The sequence below is a fragment of the Micromonospora sp. NPDC049049 genome (assembly GCF_040649115.1).
GTDB lineage: Bacteria > Actinomycetota > Actinomycetes > Mycobacteriales > Micromonosporaceae > Micromonospora.
Genome location: NZ_JBEZEX010000002.1, coordinates 338,484 through 358,915 on the forward strand (window position 1 = coordinate 338,484; position 20,432 = coordinate 358,915).

Consider the following 20,432-nt stretch of genomic DNA (forward strand, 5'->3'; position numbering starts at 1 on the left):
TACGTCCGAGGAGGCGCACCAAGAGTGCAGGCCAAGCTGAGCACGATGTTCCAGTCCCTACAGGTCCGCAACTACCGGCTCTTCGCATCCGGGCAACTGATCAAACTGATCGGTGTCTGGATGATGTTCATCGCCCAGGACTGGCTCGTCCTCGACCTCTCCGACAACTCGGCGACCGCGCTCGGCGTGGTGACCGCGTGTCAGTTCACCCCGGTGCTGCTGCTCACCCTGTTCTCCGGCCGGCTCGCCGACCGGTACGACAAGCGGGTGCTGCTCTTCGTCGCCAACGCCTTCTGGAGTGTGCTGGCGCTCGGCATGGCGGTGCTGGTCCTCACCGACCTGGTGCAGCTCTGGCACGTCTTCGCCTTCGCCGCGCTGCTCGGCACGGCCAACGCCGTGGAGACCCCGGTCCGGCAGGCGTTCGTCTCCGAACTCGTCGGCACGCCGCTGCTGCCCAACGCGTTGTCGCTGAACGCCGCCGTGTTCAACTCGGCGCGGATCGTCGGCCCGGCCGTCGCCGGCCTGGCGATCGCCGCGTTCGACGTGGGCCCGGTCTTCCTGTTCACCGCCCTCAGCTCGGTCGCGCCCCTGGTCAACGTGGTCCGGATGCGGACGGCCGACCTGCATCGCGAGGCCCTGCTGCCGCGCGACGAGCGGGCGTCCGCACGGGTCATCGACGGGCTGCGGTACGTGTTCCGTCGCCCCGACCTGCTGCTGCCGATGGCTGTCATGTCGGTGATCGGCATGTCGCTGTTCAACTTCCAGCTCACCCTCGCCGCGCTGGCGAAGACGGTCTTCCACACCGGTGCCGCCTCCTTCGGCCTGTTCAGCACGGCGCTGGCCGTGGGCGCGCTCGGCGGCGCGCTCAGCGGCACCGGTCGGCGCAGCCGGCCGTCGGTCTGGCTGGTGCTCGGCGCGGCGATCGCCTGCGCCAGCTTCGGCACCCTGGTCGGTCTCGCCTCGACGTACTGGCTGGTCGTGGCCCTGCTGGTGCCGACCGGCTTCTTCATGGTCTTCTTCGCCCAGGCCGCCAACCAGCGGGTCCAGTTGGGCGTGGACGCGGCCTTCCGGGGTCGGGTGATGGCCCTGTGGGTGCTGGTGTTCCTGGGTACCAACCCGGTCGGCGCGCCGCTGATCGGCTGGGTCGCGGAGCACTACGGTGCCGGTGCCAGCATCTGGATGGGCGGGCTCATCTCGCTGGCCGCCGCGGTGATCGCCCTCACCTGGCAGCTCCGCCACTCCGGTGCCCGGCTGCGTTTCCGGGTGCTGCCGATGCCCCGCTTCTACGTCACCTCCACCGACTGCTGAGGTTTACCGCCGGCTCCGGCCGCATCCGGTTGCGCGGATTGCTCGGATGCGGCCAAATCGCTGGCGGGGTGGCACGGTGGGGCTTAGCGTCGATGCGTGGGAGTCGGACACGCGCTGACGCTGGCCCTGGCGTTCCTCGCCGTGGCCACGCTGCCGGCGGCGTTCGCCCTGCTCTTCTGCTACGACGAGATTCTCGACCGGGTGGTCTGCGGCTGGTCCGAGTGGCGTGACCGCCGACGGGAGAAGCGCACGATCGCCAGACTCGACCGTGCCATCGAGGCCGACGCGCTGACTCGGGACATCGACCTCAGCGAGTTCGACAGCGTCGACCGCCGGCCGCTGGAGCAGCTCGCCGCAGACCTGCGCCGTCTCGGCGGTCAGCGGGTCGGCGGTAGCGGTCGCTCGATGGTCTGGCACAGCGCGCTGCTCCAGGCGTACGACGACCGGCTTCGTCTCGCCTGCCGCGCCCTCGGCATCGCCGAGCACCTCGCCGAGCTGGAGGGCGTCGACCAGGAGATCGAGCGGGTCCGGGTGGAGGGCGTGCTGCACGCCGCCGGTCTGGCCCTTCCGGCGGCCCGCCCCGGGCAGCGGCAGCGGCACCGCTGACCCGCCGGCCCGTCGGTCACCGCCGATCCGGTTGCCCGGTGGCCTGGGCAACGGGTTGGGACCCGGTGTGAAGCACCGCGCGGCCCTGCTCGGCGGCGCGCACGATGCTCTCACTGATGAAGTCGAGGAAACGGGCGATGTTCTCCAGGCGGGCGGCGGCGGGGGTCTGTGGGCCGAGGATGGCGACGCCCTGGCGCGCGGTTGCGACGAGCTGGTCGTTGGCCCGGGCGCTGGCGATCGTCGCCTGGTAGAACAGCTCGTCGTCGACCACGTAGCGGTCGCGGCGGCGTTCGTCGCGTTCCCGGCGGACGAGGCTCTGACTCTCCAGGAAGGTGATCGCCTTGGAGATCGACGCCGCGCTGACCTGGAGGCGTTGGGCGAGCTGTGACGCGGTGAGGCTGGCCGAGTCGGTGATGAACAGGTGGGTCAGGACCCGGGCCGCCATCTTGGGCAGGCCCGAAGCCATGAGGACCGTGGTGAACGTCTCCCCGTACTCCGCCACGGCCCCGGCGTCACGTCCATGCTCCTGAGGGAGCGCGCTGGCTCCCGGTGAGGTGACTGTCCTGCGCCGCTGGGCGCGACGTTCGGTGGCGCGGTGGGCCAGCTCGGCGCGGTAGGCGGTGGGGCCGCCGTTGCGCATCACCTCGCGGGTGACTGTCGACGTGGGACGGTCGAGGCGCCGGGCGATCTCCGCGTAGGGGAGGCTGTCGATCAGCCCCATCGCGATCTGCTGGCGCTCCTGCTGACTGAGTCTGCCTCCCGGCATCACGATCTCCCCGGCGATTCCTCGTCGCGTCCTCTGACTGCCCCACCATAGCGTTCACTCTCCGCCTGTTGCAACGGCTGAAACCTTCATCGTTGCGTTATCTCCAGAACCGTTGCAACATTTTGTGCGGTCTGAGCTGCATCTATGCAATGCCAACGCAACAAACTTGTTGCCTGCCCATGGAAAGCAACGTAGCGTTTCCGTTGTCAGAAAGAACTGCCAACGCAGGAGAACACGATGCAGACGTTCGACACCCCCGCCCCCATCTCGGCCGTCCTCGACATCCCCGCCGGACGGATCCAGTTGATCGCCGCGGACCGCGCCGACACCGTCGTCGAGGTTCTGCCCACCGACCCCTCGAAGAAGCGCGACACCAGGGCCGCCGAGCAGACCACTGTCGCCTACACCGACGGCGTCCTGCGGATCACGGCCTCGGCCCCCGGCAACCCGCTCGTCGGCCCGTCCGGGTCGCTGGAGGTGACCGTTCAGCTCCCCGCCGGCTCCACGATCAAGGCCAGGACCGCCAGCGCCGAACTTCGCGGCGTCGGGCGTCTCGGCGACATCGCCTTCGACGGGGCGTACCGCCAGATCAAGATTGACGAGGTCGCGAGCCTGCGGCTCGCCGCGATCGACGGCGACGTCGAGGTCGGCCGGCTCAACGGCCCCGCGGAGATCAGCACCGCCCGGGGTGACATCCGGATCGCCGAGGCCGTGCGCGGCGCGGTCGTGCTCAGCACCCAGTCCGGCGACATCTCGGTCGGTGCCGCCGCCGGCGTCTCCGCCGCACTCGACGCCGGCACCGGCCACGGCCGGATCAGCAACGCCCTCAAGAACGACGGCACCACGACGCTCGACATCCGCGCCACCACCTCCCAGGGCGACATCACCGCCCGGAGCCTCTGAACCCCACCACGACCAGGCGACAGGAGTACGACATGAACCCAGCTACCAGCTCCCCGTGGGCCGGCATGGTGTCGGTCGACGACACGGCCCTGGCCGTCACCGACACCGGTGGCCCCGGCATCCCGGTGGTCTACCTCAACGGCCAGTTCGCCACCCAGGGCTACTGGCGGCGGGTCATCGCCGAACTGGGCACCGAGTTCCGGCACATCACCTACGACGAGCGGGCTCGCGGCAGGAAGTCGGAGCGCTCAGCCGACTACTCGTTCGAAGCTGCCGTCCGGGACGTCGACGCCGTACTCGCCGCCCGGGGGGTGGCCCAGGCGGTGCTGGTGGGTTGGTCCTACGGAGCGGTGGTCGGGGCGCACTGGGCCAACCGGAACCCGGAGCGTGCCCTGGGCGCGGTCCTGGTCGACGGCGCGTTCCCGCACGACTGGCTCGACGATGCCATGGCGCAACGGATCCGCAAGATGTTCCGACGGATGAACCTGTTCATGCCGCTGCTCCGCCCGACCGGCCTGACCCCACGGATGAACGCCGACCAGATGGCGGACAGCAACATCGAACTGGGCGAACTCTCCCGCGAGCGCGAACTGGGCCCGGTGCTGGACGCCATCAGCGTTCCGGTGCGGTACGTCGTCGCCTCGGGGACGTCCCTCGGCAGTCGCGGGGACGAGCAGGAGCAGATCCGCGCCAGCCTCGACGCGGTGACCGCCCGCAACCCGCACATCACCATCGGGGCGAAGGTCGCCAGCAACCACGGTGCGATCCTCAAGAAGGACTTCCGCGCCGTCGCCGAAGCGGTACGCGGAGTCGCCGCCCTCAGCCGAACCGCACGAAGGACCCTCAACGAGGGTGCGTAGTCGGCCGCTACACCGCCGGGCGGACCATGTCGCTCAGGGAGCTGAGGTTCGAACGCGCGCGTTGACGGGTGACACAAGGTCACCCGTCAACGCGAGGCGTCAGGAAGATTCGCGGGCGGCCGGGCCGCTGCCGAAGAGCACGTCGTCCCAGCTCGGCAGCCTCTTGCGTGGCTTGCCGTTGGCGTCGGTGGACTCGCCGCCGGTGGCCGCCGCAGCGCCGGTGCGGCGGGGCCGCAGCACCGCCAGCGACGGCACGGCCGGCACCTCCTTGGGCGCGTCCGAATCGTCGTCGAAGGCCGAGCCCTGGCCACCGCCGAGCAGCGCGGCGGCACCCCCACCGACCGGCCGCTGCCGGGGCGCGTCCGACCCGGCCAGGGCAGCCGGGGTACGCGGTTCCAGCCCGCGACCCGACGAACCGCCGAGCGGACGGTCCAGGGAGGCGAGCAGGGCGTCACGGCCGGCCCGGATCGGATCACGGCCAGGGCGCGGGTGCTCGGATGCCGCCGGCAGACCGTGCCCGCCACGACTCGGCTCGCCGCGCGACGGACCCGGCAGGCCGTGCCCGCCGCGCTCCGGTGCCGGCTCCTGGCCGAGGATCGGCGTGGGCCGCTCGGCGCACAGGTACTGCGCCATGTCGTCGTGCGGCGTGACCACCTGTCGGGCCTTGTCCATGTCCCAGATGGCCTGCGCGGTGGCCTTGCCCGACGGCCAGGTGGCGATGATCCGCCAGGTGCCGTCGTCGCGCCGGTACGCGTCCCAGGAGATCTTCTCGGTGTCGATGCCGTGCTGGCTCAGCCGGCCGTTGACCACCTCGGCGAGCGGGGTGGGCTTCTCCGCGCCCTTGAGTCGGGTGCGCCGGGCGTGCTGGGCGAGCATCGCCCGCTCCTGCAACACCGGGCCGGCGTAGCGCAGCACGCGGTCGACCGGCACCCCGGCGATCCGGGCGACGTCCTCCGCGGACTCACCGGAGCGGATGCGGGCCTGGATGTCCCGGGGGGACAGTGAGGGAATCGGGTCGACGGTGCTCGGTGCCACCGCGAGCGGCGGGGCACCCGGCTCGGGGTGCATCACACCGGCGATGCGTTCGTCGATGGGCAGGGCCAGGAGGCGCCCAACCTCGTCGGCGAGCACCAGTGCCTGGCCGTCCTCGGAGAGGGCGACGAAGCGTACTGGGCGCATAACGTTGCCTCCGTCCCGCTTCGCTGGCCGCACACCACGAGTCGGCCACCCAGGCGTCTCGGACCACCGTACGCGCATCTGTCTCGGGGTGGGGGAACCGACACCCCGCATGTCGTGACTGAGCTGCGGCGATGATCACGGTCGGTGTCCGTGGAGGCTCCAACGGACACCGACCGTGACGAACGTCAGAGTCGCTCGACCACGTAGTCGATGGACGCGGTGAGCGCCTCGACATCGGCCGGCTCGACGGCCGGGAACAGCGCCACCCGCAGCTGGTTGCGACCGAGCTTGCGGTAGGGCTCCGTGTCCACGATGCCGTTGGCGCGCAGCGCCTTGGCGATCGCCGTGGCATCCACCCCGTCGGCGAAGTCGATGGTGGCGACCACGTTGGAGCGCAGCGCCGGGTCGGTGACGAACGGGGTGGCCACGCTGGACTGCTCGGCCCAGCCGTAGACCGCTGCGGCGCTCTCGGCGGTGCGCTTCGCCGCCCAGGACAGGCCGCCCTGCGCGTTCATCCAGTCGGTCTGCTCGGCGGCCAGGAAGATCGTGGCCAGCGCCGGGGTGTTGTAGGTCTGCTCCAGCCGCGAGTTGTCGATAGCGGTGACCAGGTCGAGGAAGGCGGGGATGTAGCGCCCGGACGCCTTGATCTCGGCGGCCCGGTCCAGTGCGGCCGGGGACATCAGAGCCAGCCACAGACCGCCGTCGGAGCCGAAGCACTTCTGCGGGGCGAAGTAGTAGACGTCGGTCTCACCGACGTTGACCTCCAGGCCACCCGCGCCGGAGGTCGCGTCGACAAGCAGCAGCGCGCCCTCGTCGGCACCGGCCACCCGGCTGATCGGGACGGCCACACCGGTCGAGGTCTCGTTCTGCGGCGTCGCGTACGCGTCCACGCCGGACTCGGCGACCAGGGTCGGCGCGCTGCCCGCGTCGGACTTGCGGACGGTCGGCTCACCCAGGAACGGGGCGTCCTTGACCGACTTGGCGAACTTGGCGCCGAACTCGCCGAAGCTGGCGAACTGGGCCCGGTCGCGAATCAGGCCGAAGGTGGCGACCTCCCAGAACGCGGTGGTGCCGCCGTTGCCGATGACCACCTCGTAGCCCTGGGGCAGCGAGAAGAACTCGGCGATGCCGGAGCGCAGACGGGCAACCTGGTCACGCACCGTCTTCTGCCGGTGCGAGGTGCCGAGGTAGGTGGTCGCGACCTCGGCGAGGGCGGACACCGCCTCCGGGCGGACCTTGGACGGGCCGCAGCCGAAGCGTCCATCGGCGGGCTTGATCTCATCGGGAATCCGGATGATCGGTGCGTCAGCCACGGTCTTGAAGATCCTTCCGCAAGGGCGAGGGCGGGCCCGGCGACACTGCCGGCCCTCATCCTCGCACTCGGACCGAATGGCGATGGGCGGGGTCCCGGCGCTCGGTCTGAGTCCTTCGCCACAGTTGGCTCCGGTAACCGACGACAACGACCACTCTTCGACGCTCGGCGTGGACAAGGGGGCCTTCCTCGACGTCCGGCGTCGAGGAAGGCCCCTTGTCGACCAGCTCAGACGCCGTGCGGGATTGCTGCCCAGCCCTCGACGTCGGACGGCTTGCGGGTCTCCGGGCCCATGTAGCGGGCGGATGGGCGGACCAGCCGCTGCAGGCGCTTCTGCTCCAGGATGTGCGCGCTCCAGCCGCCCATCCGCGCGCAGGTGAACATCGAGGTGAACATGTGCGCCGGCACCTCGGCGAAGTCCAGCACCACGGCCGACCAGAACTCGACGTTGGTGGCCAGCACCCGGTCCGGGCGGCGGGCCTGGAGCTCGGCGAGGGCCGCCTTCTCCAGCGCCTCGGCGATCTCGAAGCGCGGCGCGCCCAGTTCCTTGGCCGTACGCCGGAGCACTCGGGCGCGCGGGTCCTCGGCACGGTAGACGCGGTGGCCGAAGCCCATCAACCGCTCACCGCGGTCGAGGACGCCCTTGACGTAGCCCTCCGCGTCGCCGCTGCGCTCCACCGCCTCCAGCATGCTGAGCACCCGCGACGGGGCGCCGCCGTGCAACGGGCCGGAGAGGGCGCCGATGCCCGACGAGATGCAGGCAGCCGCGTCCGCACCGGTGGAGGCGACGATGCGAGCGGTGAAGGTGGACGCGTTGAGGCCGTGCTCGGCGGCCGAGATGAAGTACGCGTCGACTGCCTTGACGTGCCGCGGGTCCGGCTCGCCGCGCCAGCGCTTCATGAACCGCTCGACGATGGTCTGCGCCTTGTCGATCTCCTTCTGCGGCACCGCCGGCAGGCCGAGGCCGCGGGCGGACTGGGCGACGAAGGAGAGCGCGGTCACCGAGACCCGGGCGAGATCCTCACGGGCCTGCTCGTCGGAGATGTCCAGCAGTTGGTTGAGACCCCAGTACGGGGCCAGCATGGCGACCGCGGACTGCACGTCGACGCGGATGTCACCGGAGTGCACCGGCACCGGGAACGGCTCCGCCGGCGGCAGGCCCGGCCCGAACCGGCCGTCGACGAGCAGCGCCCACACGTTGCCGAACGACACCTGGCCGATCAGATCCTCGATGTCCACTCCGCGATAGCGCAGCGCACCGCCCTCGCGGTCAGGTTCGGCGATCTCGGTCTCGAAGGCGACGACGCCCTCCAGCCCGGGTTTGAAATCGGCCATGTCGCTCTCCTGGATCTGGTCGGTGCGCCCGATCGCTCATCCGGCCCGGATCGGCCGAGCGCCTTAGGCGACCCTCAGGGATGTGTTCGCAACATACTGCCTGCTGAGTAAGGGATACGCGACCCGCTGCGACTGTGCTGCACGCGACATCCCCGGACGCGCATTCTCCGTCCGGCTCGGTGAGACTGGGCAGGGCGGGCTGGTCAGCGCGGGAGGGTGCTGGTGGGGCCCCCGAGAAGGAGTGGGACGTGACGGGCGACACACCCGCCCCGGCCGCGATGCGTAACGAGTACGCCGCGGACCTGGGCCTGACCGAGGCTGACCTGGCCGCCGACTGGCACACCCAGTTCGACAGCTGGTTCGCCGACGCGGTGGCCTTCGGGCTACCCGAACCGAACGCCATGGTGGTGGGCACCGCCGACTCGGCCGGCCGGCCGAGCGGGCGGACGGTGCTGCTGAAGGGGTACGACCCGGAGGGCTTCGTCTTCTTCACCAACCACCTGTCGCGCAAGGGCGTCGAGGCGACCGCCAACCCGTACGCCAGCCTGGTCTTTCCGTGGTTTTCCATGCAGCGTCAGGTGGTGGTCGCCGGACGGGTCACGCCGGTCGACCGCGCCACGAGCGAGGCGTACTTCGCCAGCCGACCGCGCGGCTCCCAACTGGGTGCCTGGGCCAGCCCGCAGTCGCAGGTGGTGTCGGATCGGGCGGCGTTGGAGCAGCGGTACCAGGAGGCGGTCGAGCGGTTCGCCGACCAGGCCGAGATCCCGACCCCGTCGCACTGGGGAGGGCTGCGGGTCCAACCCGAGTCGGTGGAGTTCTGGCAGGGCCGGGCCGGCCGGTTGCACGACCGGCTTCGCTTCCGTCGCCTCGACGAGGGTGGCTGGATCGTCGAGCGGTTGGCGCCGTGACGGGTGTGCGGGAGACCCGGCCGCGCGCAGCGCGCCGCTGGGCGATCGACGTGCGTCCGCTGCGGGTTCCGGCGTACCGCCGGCTCTGGCTCGGCAACACGGTGGCGATGTTCGGCTTCCAGTTCACCGCCGTCGCGGTGCCGGTGGAGATGTACGCCCTGACCCGGGACTCGTTCTGGGTGGGCCTGCTGGGCGTGGCTGCCTTCGTACCGTTGCTGGTCTTCGGGCTCTGGGGCGGCGCGGTCGCCGACGCCCGTGACCGGCGTGCGGTGCTGCTCGGCGGCTCATTGTTGCTCTGGGCATCCACTCTCGGGTTGCTGCTCCAGGCGGTGCTGGACGTGGGCAGCCCGGTGCTGCTGCTGGCGTTGATGGCGTTGCAGTCGGTGGCCTTCGCGATCAGCTCGCCGGCCCGTAGCGCCATGCTGCCCCGGCTGGTGCCGGAGGACCTGGTGGCGTCCGCGACCACCCTGAACTACACGACCTTCACCGCCGCCTCGGTCGCCGGCCCGCTCGCCGCCGGTCTGATCCTCTCCGCCTCGCCGGACACCACTGTGGTCCTGCCGATCGCCTACGGGCTGGACGCGGTGCTGTTCACCGCGATGCTCTGGGCGGCGCTGCGGCTGCCCTCGCTCCCGCCCGAGCCCAGCGCCGACGGCCAGGTTCGGCGTGCCGGTCTGGCCAGCGTCGTCGACGGGTTCCGCTACCTGGCCACCACCCCGGTCCTGCTGCTGTCCTTCGCGGTGGACCTGATCGCGATGATCCTCGCCATGCCACGGGCCCTCTTTCCGGAGATCGCGCACGAGCGATTTGGTGGCGGTGGCTCGGTCGGTCTGCTCTACAGCGCCATCGCGATCGGCTCGATGATCGGTGGGTTGACCTCCGGCTGGATCGGCCGGCTCCGCCGGCAGGGGCTCGGCCTGGTGCTCGCGGTGGTCGGCTGGGGCCTGGCGATCGCCGCCGCCGGATTGGCCCACCAGCTCTGGCTGATGGTCGTGCTGCTCGCCGTGGCCGGCGCCGCCGACCTGATCAGCGCGGTGCTGCGTCAGTCGATGCTGCTGGTCTACGCACCGGACCGGATGCGCGGCCGACTCCAGGGCGTGAACACGGTGGTGGTGGCGGGTGGCCCACGCCTGGGTGATCTGCGCGCCGGCACCATGGCCGCCGGGTTCGGTGGAGGGGTGGCCTGGGTGGCCGGTGGGCTCGCCTCCGCGGTGCTCGTGGTGGTGCTCGCTGTCGCGTTCCCGGCGCTGCTGCGCTACCGGGCGGCGACGGCGTCGAGCGACAACCGGACCTGACCGGTTAGTGTCGCCGGCATGGAAAGCCCCGATCCGCGCCCGTTCTCCGGCGCCCAGTGGACCATCTCCGCCGCCGGCCACGAGGCCGTCATCGTGGAGGTCGGCGGTGGGCTCCGGACGTACCGGCGCGACGGTGTCGACCTGCTCGACGGGTACCGGACCGACGAGGTCTGCCCCGGTTGCACCGGGCAGGTGCTGGCACCGTGGCCGAACCGGATCCGCGATGGTCGCTACTCGTTCGACGGGCGGACGCACCAGCTTTCGCTGACCGAGCCGGAGCGGCACGTGGCCATCCACGGGCTGGTCAACTGGGTGCCGTGGCAGTTGCTGGAGCAGTCGGCGGACGCCGTGACGGTCGGATACGACCTGCCGCCGCAGCCCGGCTACCCGTGGCCGCTGCGGCTACGCAGCCGGTGGAGCGTCGACGCGGACGGGCTGCGCGCCGAGCACGAGGTGACGAACATCGGCGGGGAGCTCGCCCCGTTCGGCTTCTCCGTGCACCCGTACCTGCAACTGCCGGGCGTCGCGGTGGACGACCTGGTGATGCGGCTGCCCACCCGCAGCCGGGTGCTGGTGGACGGTCGACTGCTGCCGGTGGGGGTCACCCCGGTGGCCGGCACCGAGTACGACTGGACCAGCCCCCGCCGGATCGGCGCTGCCGTGTTGGACTCCTGCTTCGGCGAGGTGATCTCCGACGCCGACGGCGGTTCGTCGGTGAGCCTCGCCGCGCCGGACGGTTCGGCCGCGGTGAGCATCTGGGCGGACGCCGAGTTCGGCTGGTGGCAGGTGTTCACCGGGGACGCCCTCACCGGCGAGCGGCACCGCCGTTCGGTGGCAATCGAGCCGATGACCTGCCCACCGGACGCGTTCCGGTCGGGCAAGGACCTGCTCACCCTCAAGTCCGGCGCGACCTGGCGAGGTGCCTGGGGCATCCGCCCCGGCGCCTGATGGAGTTCGCCGAGGTCGTCCGCCGACGGCGGATGGTGCGCAACTACGACCCGGACCGCCCGGTCCCGCCCGACGTGGTGGACCGGTTGCTCGACCACGCGGTCCGCGCGCCGTCGGCCGGCTTCGCCCAGGGCTGGGGTTTCCTGGTGTTGGAGGAGTTGGCCGATCGGGAGCGGTTCTGGGCGGCCACCACCCCCGAGGGCGGTGGGCGGGAGCGGTGGCTCGCGGGCATGCGCCGGGCACCAGTGATCGTGGTGCCGCACGCCAACGAGTCGGCCTACCTGCGGCGGTACGCGGAGCCGGACAAGGGCTGGACGGATCAGTCCACGGACCGGTGGCCGGTGCCGTACTGGCACGTGGACGCCGGCTTCGCGGCGTTGCTGATGCTGCTCACCGCAGTGGACGAGGGGCTGGGGGCGTGCTTCTTCGGCATTCCACAGCAGCGGCTCGCCGCCTACCGGGACGCGTTCGGCGTGCCGGCGGAGTACCAACCCATCGGTGCCGTCACAATCGGTTACCGTGCGGCCGACCATCGGTCACCATCGTTGCGCCGTGGACGTCGTCCAATGGACGAGGTGGTGCGGCGCGGCCGGTGGAACTGACACGGACGTCCCGTTCGTCCGGTTCAGGATCGGACGAGCGATAGCGAAACTGACATCAGGGAGCAGAACGTAGCGTGCGCTGGGCGGCTAGGCTGGCACGGTCATCGGTGCCGCGCCGCGCGGTGCCCGCCGCGGCCCGGCTCGGCGCCGTCGGTCGGCCCGGCCACGGGGAGGGGAGCGTGCCGTCGTGATCTTCAGAGCGGTCCGGGACGGGCGTCCCTATCCGGAGCACAATCTGACGCTCAAGCAGTGGGCGGAGATCCCGCCGAGGCCACTGCGCCTGGATCAGATGATCACCACCAAGCGCGAGTTGGCGCTGGACAAACTCCTCGCCGAGGATTCGACCTTCTACGGTGACCTCTTCCCGCACGTCGTGCAGTGGAACGGCGGGCTCTACCTGGAGGACGGGCTGCACCGGGCGCTGCGCGCAGCCCTCCAGCAGCGCAACCAGATCCACGCGCGGGTGCTGGTGCTCTCCGAGCCCATCGAGTGACGAGCCCTTCTTTCCCGCGCTGAACCTTCGTTAGGGTGGCGTCCATGACCGCTGCGCTGGATCTGCTCGACCTGGACCCGTCGCTCAGCGAGGAGGAGCGGCAGATCCGCGACGTCGTCCGCCAACTCGTCGACGACCGGGTGCGACCCCACGTCGCCGACTGGTACGAGGACGGCCGGGTGCCCGCCCGGGAACTGGCCCGTGAGTTCGGCAAGCTCGGCCTGCTCGGCATGCACCTGACCGGCTACGGCTGCGCCGGCGCCTCCGCTGTCGCCTACGGCCTGGCCTGCCAGGAGCTGGAAGCCGGCGACTCCGGCCTCCGCTCCCTGGTCTCCGTGCAGGGATCGCTCGCCATGTACGCCATCTGGCGCTACGGCAGCGAGGAGCAGAAGCAACGGTGGCTGCCGTCGATGGCCACCGGTGAGGCGATCGGCTGCTTCGGCCTGACCGAGCCGGATCACGGCTCCGACCCCGCCTCGATGGCCACCCGGGCCCGCCGCGACGGCGACGACTGGGTGCTCACCGGCGGGAAGATGTGGATCACCAACGCCCCGATCGCGGACGTCGCGGTGATCTGGGCCCGCACCGACGAGGGCGTACGGGGTTTCGCCGTACCCATGGACACCCCCGGCGTCACGGCCCGCGAGATCCGCCGCAAGATGTCGCTGCGCGCGTCGGTGACCGGCGAGATCGTGCTCGACGACGTCCGGCTCCCGGCCGACGCCCAACTACCCGAGGCGGTCGGGCTCAAGGCACCGCTGAGCTGCCTCACCGAGGCCCGCTACGGCATCGTCTGGGGAGCGGTGGGCGCGGCCCGCGACTGCCTGGAAACCACACTGGCGTACGCGACCACCCGCACCCAGTTCGGTCGCCCCCTGGCCGGCTTCCAACTCACCCAGGCGAAGCTCGCCGACATGGCCGTCGAGTTGGTGAAGGGGCAACTGCTCGCGCTGCACCTGGGCCGGCTCGCCGACGCCCGGCGACTGCGGCCCGAGCAGGTCAGCGTGGGCAAGCTGAACAACGTGCGGGAGGCGCTGGCCATCGCCCGGCAGTGCCGCACCATCCTCGGCGCCAACGGTGTCTCCGGTGAGTACCCGGTGATGCGGCACGCCAACAACCTGGAGAGCGTGCTGACCTACGAGGGCACCTCCGAGATCCACCAACTGGTCATCGGTCAGCGGCTGACCGGGCTCTCCGCGTTCGCCTGACCTGCTCGTTTGTCACTTCCTGGCGCTCGCCGCGCGACTGTCGTATCGGGGCCGTACCGTCATTGACAGACGACGTGTCTGACGAGGACGGTGAGCGTGATGGCCCGCGACGCTGGCAGCAACGAGCCCACGAGAGAGTTCCCCGGTTACCCGACCGGTGACGATCTCAAGGCGCGGTCGACCGCTACAACCGGGTGGACCATGGACACGCCGGGTGGCCCCGGCGAGCCGGCCGGTCCCGGTGGACCCGCTGGCCCCGGTGGGCCTGGAGATCCCGGTGGCCCGACGAGCGGTGGCGATGGCCCCGTCGGTGGTGGTGGCGGTGGGGCGGCCCGTGGTCTGCTCCTGCTGCTCGGCGCCGCCGCGCTGGCCGTGGTCGTGCTGCTCGGCATCCAGGCGACCGGCATTCTGCCGGAGTTCCGCAACCCGTTCGCCAAGGAGCAGACCGACCGCAGTCAGCCACCGCTGCTGAAGTCGATCCAGGACCTCAGCCGCTACGTGGCCGCGGAGGGCAACTTCCAGGTCGTGGTCGACACGCAGAACGACAGGCGCAACGTTCCGGACTTCCTGCTCAACGAGCGCACCCTGTTCGTCGGGGCCGGCAGTGTCGAGGCGTACGTCGACTTCACCAAGATCGGTGAGGGCGCCGTCGTCCAGTCCGCCGACGGCAAGTCCGTCGAGATCAAACTGCCCGCGCCGCAACTCGGTGAGACCAACCTCGACATGGAGAAGAGCTACGTCTTCGCCGAGCAGCGCGGTCTGCTCAACCGACTCGGTGACCTGGTCGGCAACGACCCCAACCGGCAGCAGCAGGTCTACAAGCTCGCCGAGGACCGGATCACCGCCGCCGCCCGGGACAGCGGGCTCTCGGCCCGAGCCGAGGAGAACACCCGCAAGATGCTGGAGGGGCTGCTCCGCTCCCTCGGCTACCAGCAGATCACTGTCACCTACATCGCCCCCTGACCTGCCCTCCGTACGCCGAAGCGCCCGCCCCGACCTCCGTCGGAGCGGGCGCTTCCGGTTCCGTGGGGGTGTGGCGCGGGGATCAGTGTCCGGTGGACGCGAGGTAGCGGTCCTCGTTCGGCATCAGCACCCACAGGATCAGGTAGACGATCACCTGCGTGCCGGGCAGCAGCAGCGACAGCAGGAACAGCAGCCGGACCATTCCGGCCGACATGCCGAACCGCCGCCCGAGGCCGGCGCAGACACCAGCGATCATGCGCCCCTCGCGGGGCCGAACCAGTTTGCGACTCATCGTCGTACTCCCACTCTGCGGCGGTGCGCCGCGTCTGCAATCCACGGTAGAAAGGGATGGCCACCTCGCCCTCGGTCTCGAGGAGGAGCGGCGACCCGTGGACCCGTAGGTGCTTTACCCGGGCAACCCCTCGCTGACGCCTCCCCGAGCCGCCCGCCCGCCGCAGCCAGGCGGGGCGGGAGACGGTGGTCGGGTGTTCACGTCCCGGACCGGGTGGCGGGTGAGCTGGGCAGGTAGGCTGGTAGATCGGCCTTCCACACCCCGGGAGGCCGGCACCCATACCCCGGACGGTCACGAGCGGGGCCGCCAGACCGGCGGTCACGACCCGGCCGGGTCCCGTACGCCGGGACGACGGCGAGGAAGCGCAGCCATGATCAGTGTTTTCGACCTCTTCAGCGTCGGTATCGGGCCGTCCAGCTCACACACGGTGGGGCCGATGCGGGCCGCGCGGACGTTCGTCGGAGGGCTGAAGGCCGACGGGCTGCTCAGCGACACGGCGCGGGTGCAGGCCGAGCTTTTCGGCTCGCTGGGTGCCACCGGGCACGGCCACGGCAGTGGTCCGGCGGTGCTGCTCGGGTTGGCCGGGGAGTCGCCGGAGACCGTCGACACGGACACCGTCGGTCCTCGTGTCGAGCGGATCCGGGCCGAGCGGCGGATCAACATCCTCGACGCGCACGAGATCGACTTCGACCCGGATCGGGATCTGACACTGCACCGCCGGCGGTCGTTGCCGTACCACCCGAACGGGATGACCTTCGCGGCGTACGACCGGGCCGGTGCCGAGCTGCGCAGCCGCACCTACTACTCGGTCGGTGGCGGGTTCGTGGTGGACGAGGCGGCTGCCGGGGCGGACCGGATCAAGCCGGACAGCACCGTGGTGCGGTACCCCTTCCTGACCGGGGCGCAACTCCTCGACGTCACCACCCGCACCGGGCTGTCGATCAGCGAGGTGATGCTCGCCAACGAGCGTTCCTGGCGCAGCGAGGCGGACATCCGGGCCGGTCTGCTGGAGATCTGGCGGGTGATGCAGGAGTGCGTGCGCAACGGCTGCGAGCGCGACGGCGTACTCCCTGGGGGGTTGAAGGTCCGGCGGCGCGCGGCGGAGCTGCGGCGTGGCCTGGAGGCCGAGGCGGAGGCCGGGTCGGCCGACCCGCTGCACGCGATGGACTGGGTGACCCTGTTCGCGCTGGCGGTCAACGAGGAGAACGCCGCTGGTGGCCGGGTGGTCACCGCGCCGACCAACGGCGCGGCCGGGATCATTCCGGCGGTGCTGCACTACTACACCCGGTTCGTGCCGGACGCCGATGACGAGGGTGTGGTGCGGTTCCTGCTGACGGCGGGCGCGATCGGTGTCCTGTTCAAGGAGAACGCCTCGATCTCGGGCGCCGAGGTGGGCTGCCAGGGTGAGGTCGGTTCGGCGTGCTCGATGGCGGCGGCGGGGCTGGCCGAGGCGCTCGGTGGCACCCCGGAGCAGGTGGAGAACGCGGCCGAGATCGGGATGGAGCACAACCTCGGGTTGACCTGTGACCCGGTGGGTGGCCTGGTGCAGATCCCCTGCATCGAGCGGAACGCGGTGGCTAGCATCAAGGCGATCACGGCCGCCCGGTTGGCGTTGCGCGGCGACGGGGTGCACAAGGTGTCGCTGGACAAGGTCATCAAGACCATGCGGGAGACCGGCGCCGACATGAAGGTCAAGTACAAGGAGACGGCGCGTGGCGGTTTGGCCGTCAACGTGATCGAGTGCTGAGTCCGGTCGATTCGGGGCAATCGTTCACCGACTGCTAACCTGTCGTCCGTTTCAGGAGGCGGGAGGCTGCGGTGACCTCTGGCGTCGCGGCGTTGTGGTCGCACCGCAACTCGCTGCGCATCCTGGTCAGGCGGGATCTCGCGGTCAAGTACCAGCAGTCGGTGCTGGGCTACTTCTGGTCGTTGATCGAGCCGCTCGGCATGGGCGCCATCTACTGGTTCGTCTTCGGGGTGCTCTACTCCCGGGACACCGGTCGGCACCTCGGTGAGGCGGCCGGGTCGTACCCGTTGTTCCTGATCACCGGCATCTTCGCCTGGATGTGGACCAGCTCCGCGCTGAGTGAGGCGACGAATGCGCTGACCGGCCAGTCCCGGCTGATCACCACGATGAACGTGCCGCGTCAGGTGTTTCCGATCGGCCGGGTCACCGGCCGGTTCGCCGAGTACGCGGCCGGCCTGCCGATCCTGATCGCCATCGCGGTGATCTACGCGGTGCACGGCCGGATCCACCCGGGTTGGTCGCTGCTCTCCCTGCCGCTGGCGGTGGCCGTCCAGGCCGTCCTGCTGACCGGGCTCGCCCTGCTGCTGTCCGCGTGGAACGTGCTGATGCGCGACGTGGAACGGCTGATGCGGCTGATCATCCGGGTGCTCTTCTACGCCACGCCGATCATCTATCCGCTCAGCCTGGTCCGGGAGTCCGGGCTGCCCGGCTGGCTGAAGGTGGTGTACGAGCTGAACCCGCTGGTCGGGATCTTCCAGCTGCACCACGCGATCTGGTACCCGGACGAGTTCCCGGACGCCCGGCTGCTCGCCACCACGATCGTCGGCAGCCTTCTGGTGCTGGCCGCCGGTTGGTGGTCGTTCCGCCGGTTGGAGCCCGCCGTGCTCAAGGAGCTCTGAGGTGGCCGCGCCGATCATCGAGGCGGACGGCCTGGGCATTCGGTTCGTCCGCAACCGTCGCCGTCAGCTCCGCCTGCGGGAGTTGTTCATCCACCGGGGCGCCCGTGGCGCGCTGCCCGGCCAGTTCTGGCCGTTGCGGGACGTGTCGTTCACAGTGCAGCCCGGCGAGACCGTCGGGGTGATCGGGCGCAACGGCACCGGCAAGAGCACGCTGCTGCGGCTGATCGCCGGGGTGCTCATCCCGGACGAGGGCGACATCCGGGTGCACGGCGCGGTGGCGCCGTTGCTGGAGTTGTCCGCCGGTTTCTCCAACGACCTGACCGGGCGGGAGAACCTGCACCTGGTCGGTGGGCTGCACGGACTGTCGACGAGCTACCTGAAGCGGCACTTCGACGAGATCGTCGAGTTCGCCGGTGAGCAGGTGGAACGTGCCATCGACACGTCGGTGCGGCACTACTCGTCGGGGATGAAGGTGCGGCTGGGCTTCGCGATCATCTCGCACCTGCCGCACCCGATCCTGCTGATGGACGAGGTGACCGCGGTCGGGGACGCGGAGTTCCGCAAGAAGTGTTACGCGACGATTGATCGTCTGCTCGGGGAGGGGCGCACGCTGGTGCTGGTGTCACACAACGAAAAGGACCTGACCCGGTTCTGTCGTCGGGGGTTGTACCTCGACGCGGGCCGGTTGACGCTCGACGGCACCATTGCCGAGGCGCTCGACGCGTACCACGCAGCGGTTCCGCGGTGACGCTCGCGATCGTGCTCGCCGCCGGAACGTCCGCGACGGGCCTCACCACTGCGACAGGTGAACCGCTGGCCGATCGGTTGGCCGCCCAGTTGCGCCTGGCCGGGGCGGACGAGGTGCGCTTCGCCGCCACCCTCGACGAGTTGTCCGACCTGGTCACCACCGCGACCGCCCCGGTGCTGATCACCGGCACCGACCTGGTCGCGCACACCGCCGTACTGCGGCACCTGGCCACCAGCCCGGTGGGCCCCACCGTGGCGCTGGTGCTCGGCGACCCGCCGGTGCCCGGTCGGACCGCTGTGCGGGAGGAGCGCGGCCAGGTGGTCGACGCCGGCGCGTTGGACGCCCTCGACGGGGCCGCCACCGGCGTGTTCGGCGGCGCGCTGCGGGTCGGCGTGGACGACCTGCCGACCCTCGCGGCCGCCGCCCGGGCGGCCGCGTCCGGGATGCTTCCCGTCGCCGCCCCGATCGGCCCGGCCGGCGACGTGGCGCCGCTGCCGGCGACGGTCGGAGCCGGGCCCGGAGGGTCGGTGGCGCCCGGTGGCCCCGGGTCCGCCGTGGACCGGCTCTTCGCGGGTCTCGCGGCGCTCGGCACCCTGATCTTCGCCCAGCGGGTACGTCTGCTCGTCGCCCACCGGGTCGAGGACCCGGCCGGGCTGACCGCTGCCGAGGCGGCGGTGACCGCTGTCGACGAGGACCGGGCCGAGTTGCGGCTGTCGGTGAAGGAGAAGGACGACTTCTTCTCCACCTACTTCGTCAGCACCTGGTCGCCGTACCTGGTCCGGCTCTCGGCCCGGCTCCGGCTCACCCCGACCGGGGTCACGGTGATCTCGGTGCTCTTCGCGCTTGGCGCGGCGGTGCTGTTCGGGATCGGTGGGCGGCCCGCGCTGGTCGGTGGCGCGGTGCTGCTCTACCTCGGCTTCGTGCTCGACTGCGTGGACGGCCAACTGGCCCGCTACACCCGGCACTTCAGCGCCTGGGGTGGCTGGCTGGACACCATGGCGGACCGGGCCAAGGAGTACCTGGTCTACGCCGGGTTGGGCTTCGGTGTGAGCCACGCCGGGCTGGGCAACGGGTGGGCGCTCGCGATCGCCGCGATGACGTTGCAGACCGTCCGCCACATGACCGACACCTGGTACGGGGTGCTGCACGACGAGGCGGCCCGCCGCCCGCGTACGGCCACGAACGCCAGCGGCGGGATCGGCGACCGGCTCAACGCCGCGTCGACCCGGGTGCAGGCGGACACCGGGTCGGTGTCGTACTGGCTGAAGCGGACGGTGGTTTTCCCGATCGGTGAGCGGTGGGCGCTGATCGCGCTGACCGTGGCGCTGTTCAACCCACTGGTCAGCCTGATCGCCGTCCTGGTCTGGGGGGTGCTGGCGTTCGCGTACACCGGGGCCCTGCGGACCCTGCGGGCCCGCTGGATGTGGGTGCCGGTGCTGGACACGGTCGACGCCACCCTGCACCGCGACGACGGCCCGTTGGCCCGCTGGCTGCCGGTGGTCCGCCCGATGGGACCACTGACCCTGGCGGTCATCGCCGCGCTCGGCCCGGCGGTGCTTCTGGTAGCGGCGCTGCTGAGCGACGCCCCGGACGAGCTGCGCTGGGCGGTGCCGGTGGCACTGCTGGTGCTGCTCATCGGTGGACTCGGGGCCGGGGCGGCGCACAACGGCCCGCTGGACTGGCTGGTGCCCGCGGCGTTGCGAGCCGCCGAGTACCTGTTCGCCATCGCGGTCGGGGTGGTCGGTGCGGCACCCGGCTGGCTGATCTTCGGGTACGTCTTCGTGCTCACCGTGCACCACTACGACCTGACCGCCCGGCTGGAGAAGCGGCAGGCGGCACCGCCCCTGCACGCAGCGACGCTGGGCTGGGAGGGGCGTTCGGTGCTGCTGGCCCTCGCGGCGATCGCCGGTATTGCGGGTATCGGACTGGCTACACTCGGTGCGTACCTTCTCGTGGTTTTCGTGGTGAGCGTCGTCCTGGCCTGGTTCGTGCGACCGGCCCGTAGCGCGCGGGCGTCGGTGGCGCCGGCGGGCGCTGGAGGTGCCGCGCCGCGCTGACGG

Annotated in this window: 20 protein-coding genes; 15 read left to right on the forward strand and 5 right to left on the reverse strand. The window is 71.0% G+C overall.

Annotation, left to right across the window (positions count from 1 at the left end; genetic code table 11):
* The first annotated feature begins 24 nt into the window (after window positions 1-24).
* Both AB0B68_RS03980 and AB0B68_RS03985 read left to right on the forward strand, forming a co-directional pair.
* Window positions 25-1,308: an MFS transporter gene (locus AB0B68_RS03980; RefSeq protein WP_357206212.1), complete on the forward strand. Its 1,284-nt coding sequence runs from the start codon at window positions 25-27 to the stop codon at window positions 1,306-1,308.
* Window positions 1,309-1,422: 114 nt separating this feature from the next.
* Entirely contained in the window at window positions 1,423-1,914 is a 492-nt protein-coding gene (locus AB0B68_RS03985; protein WP_357206229.1) for a hypothetical protein, read from the forward strand.
* Window positions 1,915-1,930: 16 nt separating this feature from the next.
* Here the strand turns inward: AB0B68_RS03985 and AB0B68_RS03990 are convergent, their stop codons facing one another.
* Complete coding sequence (locus AB0B68_RS03990) at window positions 1,931-2,680, reverse strand: helix-turn-helix domain-containing protein (RefSeq protein ID WP_357257741.1); 750 nt, start codon at window positions 2,678-2,680, stop codon at window positions 1,931-1,933.
* Window positions 2,681-2,917: 237 nt separating this feature from the next.
* Between AB0B68_RS03990 and AB0B68_RS03995 the strand changes: the two genes are divergently transcribed.
* Complete coding sequence (locus AB0B68_RS03995; RefSeq protein ID WP_357206208.1) at window positions 2,918-3,583, forward strand: DUF4097 family beta strand repeat-containing protein; 666 nt, start codon at window positions 2,918-2,920, stop codon at window positions 3,581-3,583.
* Window positions 3,584-3,615: 32 nt separating this feature from the next.
* Window positions 3,616-4,443 (forward strand): alpha/beta hydrolase, encoded by an 828-nt coding sequence (locus tag AB0B68_RS04000; protein WP_357206206.1) that lies wholly within the window; start codon window positions 3,616-3,618, stop codon window positions 4,441-4,443.
* A gap of 99 nt (window positions 4,444-4,542) precedes the next feature.
* On the opposite strand, the gene sepH is transcribed toward AB0B68_RS04000, so the two are convergent.
* From sepH to AB0B68_RS04015, 3 genes are all read right to left on the reverse strand, one after another.
* The gene (gene sepH / locus AB0B68_RS04005) at window positions 4,543-5,622 is read right to left on the reverse strand and encodes a septation protein SepH (protein ID WP_357203179.1); all 1,080 of its coding nucleotides are present in this window, start codon (window positions 5,620-5,622) and stop codon (window positions 4,543-4,545) included.
* A gap of 185 nt (window positions 5,623-5,807) precedes the next feature.
* On the reverse strand, window positions 5,808-6,935 hold the full coding sequence (gene serC / locus AB0B68_RS04010; protein ID WP_357203182.1) for a phosphoserine transaminase: 1,128 nt from the start codon (window positions 6,933-6,935) through the stop codon (window positions 5,808-5,810).
* A gap of 227 nt (window positions 6,936-7,162) precedes the next feature.
* The gene (locus tag AB0B68_RS04015; protein ID WP_091395245.1) at window positions 7,163-8,269 is read right to left on the reverse strand and encodes a citrate synthase 2; all 1,107 of its coding nucleotides are present in this window, start codon (window positions 8,267-8,269) and stop codon (window positions 7,163-7,165) included.
* A gap of 278 nt (window positions 8,270-8,547) precedes the next feature.
* Here AB0B68_RS04015 and pdxH point away from each other — a divergent pair, with 278 nt between their 5' ends.
* The 7 genes from pdxH to AB0B68_RS04050 all read left to right on the forward strand — a co-directional run bounded on the left by pdxH (window position 8,548) and on the right by AB0B68_RS04050 (window position 14,686).
* Window positions 8,548-9,177 carry a pyridoxamine 5'-phosphate oxidase gene (pdxH, locus tag AB0B68_RS04020; protein ID WP_357203216.1) on the forward strand — a complete coding sequence of 210 codons (630 nt, stop codon included), beginning with the start codon at window positions 8,548-8,550 and terminating at the stop codon, window positions 9,175-9,177.
* A complete protein-coding gene (locus tag AB0B68_RS04025; RefSeq protein ID WP_357203185.1) occupies window positions 9,174-10,472 on the forward strand; it encodes an MFS transporter in 1,299 nt (432 codons plus the stop codon). The genes pdxH and AB0B68_RS04025 overlap by 4 nt, the downstream gene beginning before the upstream one ends.
* Before the next feature lie 18 nt (window positions 10,473-10,490).
* Window positions 10,491-11,420: an aldose 1-epimerase family protein gene (locus AB0B68_RS04030; protein WP_357257744.1), complete on the forward strand. Its 930-nt coding sequence runs from the start codon at window positions 10,491-10,493 to the stop codon at window positions 11,418-11,420.
* On the forward strand, window positions 11,420-12,022 hold the full coding sequence (locus AB0B68_RS04035; protein ID WP_357203191.1) for a nitroreductase family protein: 603 nt from the start codon (window positions 11,420-11,422) through the stop codon (window positions 12,020-12,022). The genes AB0B68_RS04030 and AB0B68_RS04035 overlap by 1 nt, the downstream gene beginning before the upstream one ends.
* Before the next feature lie 187 nt (window positions 12,023-12,209).
* Window positions 12,210-12,515, forward strand: coding sequence for a type II toxin-antitoxin system VapB family antitoxin (locus AB0B68_RS04040; RefSeq protein WP_030329612.1), 306 nt, complete (start codon window positions 12,210-12,212; stop codon window positions 12,513-12,515).
* A 44-nt stretch (window positions 12,516-12,559) separates the two neighbouring features.
* A complete protein-coding gene (locus AB0B68_RS04045) occupies window positions 12,560-13,723 on the forward strand; it encodes an acyl-CoA dehydrogenase family protein (RefSeq protein WP_357203194.1) in 1,164 nt (387 codons plus the stop codon).
* Between the two features lie 99 nt (window positions 13,724-13,822).
* Window positions 13,823-14,686 carry a DUF4230 domain-containing protein gene (locus AB0B68_RS04050; RefSeq protein WP_355004975.1) on the forward strand — a complete coding sequence of 288 codons (864 nt, stop codon included), beginning with the start codon at window positions 13,823-13,825 and terminating at the stop codon, window positions 14,684-14,686.
* Between the two features lie 82 nt (window positions 14,687-14,768).
* On the opposite strand, the gene AB0B68_RS04055 is transcribed toward AB0B68_RS04050, so the two are convergent.
* Window positions 14,769-14,978 carry a PspC domain-containing protein gene (locus AB0B68_RS04055; RefSeq protein WP_030486383.1) on the reverse strand — a complete coding sequence of 70 codons (210 nt, stop codon included), beginning with the start codon at window positions 14,976-14,978 and terminating at the stop codon, window positions 14,769-14,771.
* Window positions 14,979-15,348: 370 nt separating this feature from the next.
* Between AB0B68_RS04055 and AB0B68_RS04060 the strand changes: the two genes are divergently transcribed.
* The 4 genes from AB0B68_RS04060 to AB0B68_RS04075 all read left to right on the forward strand — a co-directional run bounded on the left by AB0B68_RS04060 (window position 15,349) and on the right by AB0B68_RS04075 (window position 20,429).
* On the forward strand, window positions 15,349-16,725 hold the full coding sequence (locus tag AB0B68_RS04060) for an L-serine ammonia-lyase (RefSeq protein ID WP_357203197.1): 1,377 nt from the start codon (window positions 15,349-15,351) through the stop codon (window positions 16,723-16,725).
* A gap of 71 nt (window positions 16,726-16,796) precedes the next feature.
* A complete protein-coding gene (locus tag AB0B68_RS04065; RefSeq protein WP_112581809.1) occupies window positions 16,797-17,624 on the forward strand; it encodes an ABC transporter permease in 828 nt (275 codons plus the stop codon).
* Window position 17,625: 1 nt separating this feature from the next.
* A complete protein-coding gene (locus AB0B68_RS04070) occupies window positions 17,626-18,372 on the forward strand; it encodes an ABC transporter ATP-binding protein (RefSeq protein ID WP_334507643.1) in 747 nt (248 codons plus the stop codon).
* Window positions 18,373-18,383: 11 nt separating this feature from the next.
* Complete coding sequence (locus tag AB0B68_RS04075; RefSeq protein ID WP_357257768.1) at window positions 18,384-20,429, forward strand: DUF5941 domain-containing protein; 2,046 nt, start codon at window positions 18,384-18,386, stop codon at window positions 20,427-20,429.
* The last annotated feature ends 3 nt before the right edge of the window (window positions 20,430-20,432 follow it).

Coding starts and splice junctions, on each gene's coding strand:
- AB0B68_RS03995 (WP_357206208.1), top strand. CDS start 2,918: ATGCAGACGTTCGACACCCCCGCCCCCATCTCGGCCGTCCTCGACATC.
- AB0B68_RS04015 (WP_091395245.1), bottom strand. CDS start 8,269: ATGGCCGATTTCAAACCCGGGCTGGAGGGCGTCGTCGCCTTCGAGACC.
- AB0B68_RS03990 (WP_357257741.1), bottom strand. CDS start 2,680: ATGCCGGGAGGCAGACTCAGTCAGCAGGAGCGCCAGCAGATCGCGATG.
- AB0B68_RS04045 (WP_357203194.1), top strand. CDS start 12,560: ATGACCGCTGCGCTGGATCTGCTCGACCTGGACCCGTCGCTCAGCGAG.
- sepH (WP_357203179.1), bottom strand. CDS start 5,622: ATGCGCCCAGTACGCTTCGTCGCCCTCTCCGAGGACGGCCAGGCACTG.
- AB0B68_RS04050 (WP_355004975.1), top strand. CDS start 13,823: ATGGCCCGCGACGCTGGCAGCAACGAGCCCACGAGAGAGTTCCCCGGT.
- pdxH (WP_357203216.1), top strand. CDS start 8,548: ATGCGTAACGAGTACGCCGCGGACCTGGGCCTGACCGAGGCTGACCTG.
- AB0B68_RS04000 (WP_357206206.1), top strand. CDS start 3,616: ATGAACCCAGCTACCAGCTCCCCGTGGGCCGGCATGGTGTCGGTCGAC.
- AB0B68_RS04060 (WP_357203197.1), top strand. CDS start 15,349: ATGATCAGTGTTTTCGACCTCTTCAGCGTCGGTATCGGGCCGTCCAGC.
- AB0B68_RS04035 (WP_357203191.1), top strand. CDS start 11,420: ATGGAGTTCGCCGAGGTCGTCCGCCGACGGCGGATGGTGCGCAACTAC.
- AB0B68_RS04055 (WP_030486383.1), bottom strand. CDS start 14,978: ATGAGTCGCAAACTGGTTCGGCCCCGCGAGGGGCGCATGATCGCTGGT.
- AB0B68_RS04030 (WP_357257744.1), top strand. CDS start 10,491: ATGGAAAGCCCCGATCCGCGCCCGTTCTCCGGCGCCCAGTGGACCATC.